The organism is Streptomyces sp. NPDC059900 (genome assembly GCF_050270335.1).
Lineage (GTDB): Bacteria > Actinomycetota > Actinomycetes > Streptomycetales > Streptomycetaceae > Streptomyces.
Window position 1 is genome coordinate 1 of sequence record NZ_JBNNJZ010000661.1, and the last position, 4,165, is coordinate 4,165.

4 protein-coding genes and 1 pseudogene are annotated in these 4,165 nt (G+C 71.6%); 2 read left to right on the plus strand and 3 right to left on the minus strand.

Translation table 11 applies throughout. The features are described from left to right. The 3 genes and pseudogenes from ACQKIP_RS41455 to ACQKIP_RS41465 form a co-directional block, all read right to left on the minus strand. Positions 1 to 211: pseudogene (locus ACQKIP_RS41455) on the minus strand (DUF58 domain-containing protein); the annotation flags it as partial. Continuing rightward, positions 211 to 1,230 carry an AAA family ATPase gene (locus ACQKIP_RS41460; protein ID WP_365852795.1) on the minus strand — a complete coding sequence of 340 codons (1,020 nt, stop codon included), beginning with the start codon at positions 1,228 to 1,230 and terminating at the stop codon, positions 211 to 213. The gene ACQKIP_RS41460 and the pseudogene ACQKIP_RS41455, both read right to left, overlap by 1 nt. A 225-nt stretch (positions 1,231 to 1,455) precedes the next feature. Beyond that, positions 1,456 to 2,076 (minus strand): beta-class carbonic anhydrase, encoded by a 621-nt coding sequence (locus tag ACQKIP_RS41465; RefSeq protein WP_427745372.1) that lies wholly within the window; start codon positions 2,074 to 2,076, stop codon positions 1,456 to 1,458. 356 nt (positions 2,077 to 2,432) lie between these two features. Here ACQKIP_RS41465 and rsmH point away from each other — a divergent pair, with 356 nt between their 5' ends. Together rsmH and ACQKIP_RS41475 are read left to right on the plus strand one after the other, a co-directional pair. Continuing rightward, the gene (rsmH, locus tag ACQKIP_RS41470; RefSeq protein WP_365852799.1) at positions 2,433 to 3,389 is read left to right on the plus strand and encodes a 16S rRNA (cytosine(1402)-N(4))-methyltransferase RsmH; all 957 of its coding nucleotides are present in this window, start codon (positions 2,433 to 2,435) and stop codon (positions 3,387 to 3,389) included. Beyond that, a complete protein-coding gene (locus tag ACQKIP_RS41475) occupies positions 3,386 to 3,958 on the plus strand; it encodes a septum formation initiator family protein (protein ID WP_365852801.1) in 573 nt (190 codons plus the stop codon). Before rsmH ends, ACQKIP_RS41475 begins: the two co-directional genes overlap by 4 nt. Positions 3,959 to 4,165: the final 207 nt, after the last annotated feature.

The window sequence follows — 4,165 nt, forward strand, 5'->3', positions numbered from 1 at the left end:
GGTAGAGCACCGTCGCGCACACCAGCGGAAGCACGGCGAGCAGCAGCCCGACCCGGAGCAGATCGCTCTGCCCCAGGACGTACGCGCAGATGGCGGCGGCGACCCCGGCCGCCAGGAACGAACGCCCGCGTGTGGTCAGTCCCGCGAGCGCGGTCCGCAGTCCGCCCTTGCCCTCCTCGGCCTGCGCCGGCTGCGGCCCCCCGGCCTCCATCACAGCCTCCGGGCGCCGGGCGGCTGCTGGTTGAAGTAACCGCTGTTCGGCTGGACGGCGGCCGGTACGGGCGTGCGCTGGAGGATCTCCAGGACGACCGATTCGGCCGTACGCCTGTTCAACTGGGCCTGCGCCGTGGGCAGCAGCCGGTGCGCGAGCACCGCCACGGCGAGGGCCTGCACGTCGTCCGGCAGCGCGAACTCACGGCCGCTGAGCGCCGCGGACGCCTTGGCCGCACGCAGCAGGTGCAGCGTCGCGCGCGGCGACGCCCCGAGTCTCAGATCGGGGTGGTTGCGGGTCGCCGCGACCAGGTCCACGGCGTAGCGCCGCACGGCGTCGGCGACGTGGACCGTGCGGACCGCGTCGATGAGCTTCACGATGTCGTGCGCGTGCGCCACCGGCTGGAGGTCGTCCAGCGGCGAGACACCGCCGTGCACGTCCAGCATCTGCAACTCGGCCTCCGCGCTCGGATAACCGATCGAGACGCGTGCCATGAAGCGGTCGCGCTGCGCCTCGGGCAGCGGATAGGTCCCCTCCATCTCGACGGGGTTCTGCGTCGCGACCACCATGAAGGGACTCGGCAGTTCGTACGTCTGCCCGTCGATGGTGACCTGGCGCTCCTCCATGGACTCCAGGAGCGCGGACTGCGTCTTGGGAGACGCTCGGTTGATCTCGTCGCCGATCACGATCTGCGCGAAGATCGCGCCGGGCTTGAACTCGAAGTCCCGGCGCTGCTGGTCGAAAATGGACACACCGGTGATGTCCGACGGCAGCAGATCAGGCGTGAACTGGATGCGCCGCACGGAGCAGTCGATCGACCGCGCGAGCGCTTTGGCGAGCATGGTCTTGCCCACGCCCGGTACATCTTCGATCAGCAAGTGCCCCTCGGCGAGGAGCACGGTCAGCGAAAGCCGTACGACCTCTGGCTTACCTTCGATCACACCCTCGACCGACCCGCGGACACGCTCCGCTGTGGCGGTCAGATCTGTGAGGCTCGCTCGATCGTCATAGGTCGTCACCCGGCCCTCCTCGGACACGTTCTCCGGGCCGACGCACGTGTGTGCGGCCCGGCCCACCCCGAAACACGGACACCGCGCCCGAATGGTTCAGCGCGATGCCACACCCGCATTCTTGTTGGGCATACCGGGTTGTGTCACTCGCCCGTGGATAACTGGCGGCGATATGTCGGTTCTTGCGGCCTTTTGACGGCCGGGCCGGACCGTAAAGGTCCGGTCCGCAGCCGGTCACGCAGGGTCGATCTCCCGCAGCAGACCCGTGGTCACATCGAAGACGAATCCCCGCACATCGTCCGTGTGCAGAAGGAACGGCGAGGTCCGCACGCGCTGCATCGACTGCCGCACGTCCTGGTCGACGTCGCGGAAGGCCTCCACCGCCCAGGCGGGCCGCTGGCCGACCTCGAGTTCGAGATCGTGCCGGAACTCCTCGGTGATGCTCTCCAGACCACACTTGGTGTGGTGGATCAGCACGACGCTGCGCGTGCCGAGGGCGCGCTGGCTGATAGTCAGCGAGCGCATGACGTCGTCGGTGACCACGCCGCCCGCGTTGCGGATGGTGTGGCAGTCGCCCAGTTCGAGGCCGAGCGCCGCGTGCAGGTCGATACGGGCGTCCATGCAGGACACGACGGCCACGCCCAGGACGGGCCGGGCGTCCATGCCGGGGTCGGTGAAGCCGGCGGCGTAGCGCCGGTTGGCTTCGACGAGGCGGTCCGTGACGGTGCCGTCGGCGGCTATGCCGCCCGGCTCGGCGGGGAAGCTGTCCGTGGGGGATGCGGAAGTCGACATGGCTATGACGGTAGTCGGCGCTGATCGCCCGGGCCCGCTGTGAGAAGGGACAAAGAACGTCAATGAGTCTTGTTGTGAGGTAACCCACAGGGGTGGGCGGGGTACCCCCGAACGGGTGATGGAGCACGATCAGGGGCTCCTTCGAGGACCCGTCCGCGACGCGCAGGCCAGTTGATTGACCGGGCGACAGGGTGGACTAAAGTGACGCGAAGTGGGAGGGCCCTGACCTGCTCCCCGCTGGACTGTTCACCCGGGGATTTTCCGATTCCCCCGCGTACGCGGCGCGTACGTACGGCTCGGCCTCCTCCCGCTCCCGGTCGGCTGACGCCACTTCCCCGGCGCCAGCAGGCCATTCCCCTTCGAGAGCGGGCGGGGACCCGGTCGTGCGTGTGACGCCGCGCCGGATTTGAGAGGGCCCTTTGAGCCAGACCCGACACGTCCCGGTGATGCTCCAGCGATGCCTGGACCTGTTGGCCCCCGCGCTCGCCCAGCCGGGCGCGGTCGTCGTCGACTGCACCCTCGGACTCGGCGGCCACAGCGAGGCGCTGCTGTCCACCTTCCCGTCGGCCCGCCTCATCGGCCTGGACCGCGACAAGGAGGCGCTGCGGCTCTCCGGGGAGCGGCTCGCGCCCTTCGGCGACCGGGCCGATCTGGTGCACGCGGTCTACGACGAGCTGCCCGAGGTGCTCGACCGGCTCGGCATCGCGAAGGTCCAGGGCGTCCTCTTCGACCTCGGTGTCTCCTCCATGCAGCTCGACGAGGCGGACCGCGGCTTCGCCTACGCCCAGGACGCGCCCCTGGACATGCGCATGGACCAGACGACCGGGGTCAGCGCCGCCGAGGTCCTCAACACCTACGCACCGGGCGAACTGGTGCGGATCCTGCGCCAGTACGGCGAGGAGAAGCAGGCCAAGCGGATCGTGGGCGCCGTCGTGCGCGAGCGCGAGAAGGAGCCGTTCAGCAACAGCGCGCGGCTCGTCGAGCTGATCCGCGACTCCCTGCCGCAGGCCGCCAAGCGCACCGGCGGCAACCCCGCCAAGCGCACCTTCCAGGCCCTGCGCATCGAGGTCAACGGCGAGCTGAGCGTCCTGGAGGCGGCCATTCCGGCGGCCGTGAAGGCGCTCGCGGTCGACGGCCGCATCGCCGTCCTGTCGTACCACTCCCTTGAGGACCGCCTGGTCAAGCAGGTGCTCGCGGCCGGTGCCGCGACCACCGCGCCGCCCGGCCTGCCGGTCGTCCCCGAGCGCTACCAGCCCCGGCTCAAGCTGCTCACGCGCGGCGCGGAACTCCCCACCGAGGAAGAGATCGCCGAGAACCGCCGGGCCGCCCCGGCACGGCTGCGGGGTGCGCAGCGCATCCGCGAGGAGACCCCATGAGCAAAAAGCCCGAGCTGCGCGGAAGGGCCGCCCGGCTCGCGCGACTCCTTCCTTCGGGCCCGAACCAGGCCGCGCGCACGCCCTTCGTGCTGCTCGTCGTGCTGCTGCTCGGCGGCGGCCTGATCGGCCTGCTCATCCTGAACTCCTCGCTCAACGAAGGCTCGTTCCAGCTGAGCGAGCTCAAGAAGGAGACGACGGAGCTCACCGACCAGGAGCAGGAACTCCAGCGGGACGTGGACGCCTACGCCGCCCCCGAGGCCCTCCAGCGCCGGGCCCGTGAGCTCGGCATGGTGCCGGGCGGCGACCCGGCCTTCCTGAACCCGGACGGCACCGTGCGCGGGGTTCCCGGAGCCGCCGCCAAGTCCTCCTATGTGCCGCCCGAACCTCGCCCGCAGGAAGTGGCATCCCCGGCGCCCTCGGTCTCGATCCCGGTGCCGCCCTCCTCCCCGCCCCCGTCGACGCCGCCCCCGGCCCCCGCAGCGCCTTCAGCAGCCCCCTCAGCGCCTTCACAGGCCCCGCCCACGCCCCTCCCCTCCGCGATGCCCGGCCCCTCGACCTCCGGCAGGTGACGTAAGTGACGGACCGCCAACCCCCGCGACGCAGGGTCCCGGCACCCGCGCGGCCCCCGCGCCCCGCACGCCCGGGCCAGCAGCGCCGCCCGGGAGCGGGCGCCCGCCCGGCGGCCCGGCCCCCCCCCCCCCCCCCCCCCCCGGCCCCCACGAAACGGGCCGGCCGGCCCCGGCCCCCCCCGCGCCAGGTGGGGCACCGGCGGGCCC